Origin of the sequence: Parasphingorhabdus sp., assembly GCF_049667325.1 — a bacterium.
In the GTDB taxonomy this organism is placed as follows: Bacteria; Pseudomonadota; Alphaproteobacteria; order Sphingomonadales; family Sphingomonadaceae; genus Parasphingorhabdus.
The window spans coordinates 1-2,419 of record NZ_JBATHY010000128.1 but is presented as its reverse complement, the minus strand read 5'-3'; the positions used below and the strand labels follow the sequence as shown (position 1 = coordinate 2,419).

Below are 2,419 nucleotides of genomic sequence, written 5' to 3'. Positions count from 1 at the left end.
TTTTCTTCGCGGTAAAGAACGCGCGGACGGGAAATGCCGAGTTCGAAACCTTCGCGGCGCATCGTTTCGATGAGTACGCCGAGTTGCAATTCGCCGCGGCCTGCGACTTCAAAGCTGTCGCGGTCGTCGCTTTCAGTCACTTTGATCGCTACATTGGATTCTGCTTCACGGGCGAGGCGGTCGCGAATCACCCGGCTGGTGACCTTGTCTCCTTCACGGCCGGCAACCGGGCTATCGTTCACCGCAAAACGCATCGAAAGCGTTGGTGGATCAATCGGCTGTGCGGCGATCGGTTCGGTAACAGAAATATCGCAGATCGTGTTGGAAACCGTCGCTTTTGTCAGGCCTGCGAGAGAAATAATATCGCCCGCCTTGGCGCTTTCCACGGGAACGCGTTCCAGTCCGTTAAACGCCATAATTTTCGTCGCGCGGCCGGTTTCGACAACCTTGCCGTCCATGTCGATCGCGTGGATCGGCATGTTAATGTCGATCTTTCCGCTTTCGACCTTGCCGGTCAGGATGCGGCCAACAAAATTATCCCGGTCGAGCAAAGTGACGAGAAATTTGAATTCAGCATCCGGGTCGACATCGGGCTCCGGCACATGTTCGATGATCTTGTCGAACAGCGGTGACAAATCACCTTCGCGTACGTCCGGTGTCGGGCCCGCATAGCCGTTGCGGCCACTTGCAAACATCGACGGAAAATCAAGCTGTTCGTCATTGGCGTCGAGATTGACGAACAGGTCGAACACTTCGTCGAGCACTTCTTCTGCACGGCCATCGGGACGGTCGATCTTGTTGACGACGACGATTGGCTTCAGGCCAAGAGCCAGAGCCTTGCCGGTGACAAATTTGGTTTGCGGCATTGCGCCTTCAGCGCTGTCTACGAGCAGGATAACACCGTCGACCATCGACAGGATACGTTCCACTTCGCCACCAAAGTCGGCATGGCCCGGAGTATCAACAATATTGATCCGCGTGCCCTTCCACTCGACGCTGGTGCATTTTGCGAGAATCGTGATGCCGCGTTCTTTTTCCAGATCGTTCGAATCCATCGCCCGCTCCTCGACACGTTCATTGTCACGGAACGTACCGGATTGGCGGAAAAGCTGGTCAACCAGCGTGGTTTTGCCGTGATCAACGTGCGCAATGATTGCGATATTGCGAAGGGACATATTAGATTCTACCGTAAGAAGAGGAAGGGGCGGCCATAAGCACTGCCCCGCTATTGCCGCGCCCTTAGCCTGTTTGGTGCTGCACCGCAACATCAGAAAGCTTGCCAAATCATCCTCGGCGATCCATTTGCCGCTACCAACATGCAAACCCTTCGCCTCATCCTCACCGATAAATTCATCTGGCTGCTCAGCGTAGCGGTCTTGCTGGCAACTCTGGCACCCGTGCAGGGGCAAGCAAAAGATGTTGCCGCGATTTTGTTTAACGCCGGAATCTTTGCGGTGTTCCTGCTCCACGGGATCCGTCTCGAACGCCATGAAGTGAAGGCCGGGCTTGGCAATATCCGGTTGCAGGGGACGATATTCGTCTGGGTATTCGGGGTGATGCTGATTATCGGGCTGCTGCTGTCCAAGGCTGTTGATCAGGTTCTTCCTGCCGATGTGGTGCTGGGTTTTCTTTTCTTGGGTGTGCTGCCCTCGACAGTGCAATCGGCAACCAGCTATTGCGCGATTGCAAAGGGAAATGTTGCGGCCTCCGTGGTCGCCAGCGCGTTCATCAATCTTGTCGGCGTGTTTTTGTCGCCGCTGCTATTCGCATTGCTCGCCCGGGCTTCCGGTGTCGAAATCACTTCCGAAACGATCATCAAACTTTCCGCGATATTGGTGCTGCCGTTCGTCCTTGGCCAGGTCTTTCAGAAATGGCTGCGGCCCTGGGTGATACAGCACAAGGACCTGACTGGCTGGATTGACCGGGGCGCTATCGCGCTGGCGGTCTACGTATCCTTTTCCGCCGCGATCATCGCCGGGATGTGGAGCCGGGTCAGCGGTACCGAGTTTATCTGGCTGGCCGCCGCTTTATTGTTTTGGCTGGCGCTGGCCTTTGGTGGCACCTGGCTGCTCGGCGGCCTGATGGGTTTTGTGCGCGCTGACCGCAAGACATTACTGTTTTCCGGAGGGCAGAAAAGCGTTGCCATTGGTGCCCCGCTGGCGGCCATCATCTTCGCACCCGAGCGCGCCGGGCTGGTGATATTACCGCTGATTTTCTACCATCTCGCGCAATTGTTCCTGTCTGCGCCGGTGGCTGTGCGATTGGCCAGGGATGACGCTCCTGACTAGTGCGAGAAATTAGAGCTCTCGCAAAGCCCTCGCCGGTTTGGCGGACAGCACCGGAATAGAACCCAGCAAGCCAATGCCCAGGGTGACAATCGCGCCTATTGCGAGCGTCAGCAGGACGATTGCCCAATCCG

At 56.5% G+C, this 2,419-nt stretch carries 2 protein-coding genes; one reads left to right on the top strand and one right to left on the bottom strand.

The genetic code is table 11. The features are described 5' to 3' along the window. The coding region (locus tag WBM93_RS06230; RefSeq protein ID WP_424429629.1) for a GTP-binding protein at window positions 1-1,175 on the bottom strand (1,175 nt) is incomplete at its 3' end. A gap of 141 nt (window positions 1,176-1,316) precedes the next feature. Here WBM93_RS06230 and WBM93_RS06225 point away from each other — a divergent pair. Then, entirely contained in the window at window positions 1,317-2,288 is a 972-nt protein-coding gene (locus WBM93_RS06225) for a bile acid:sodium symporter family protein (RefSeq protein ID WP_424429626.1), read from the top strand. The last annotated feature ends 131 nt before the right edge of the window (window positions 2,289-2,419 follow it).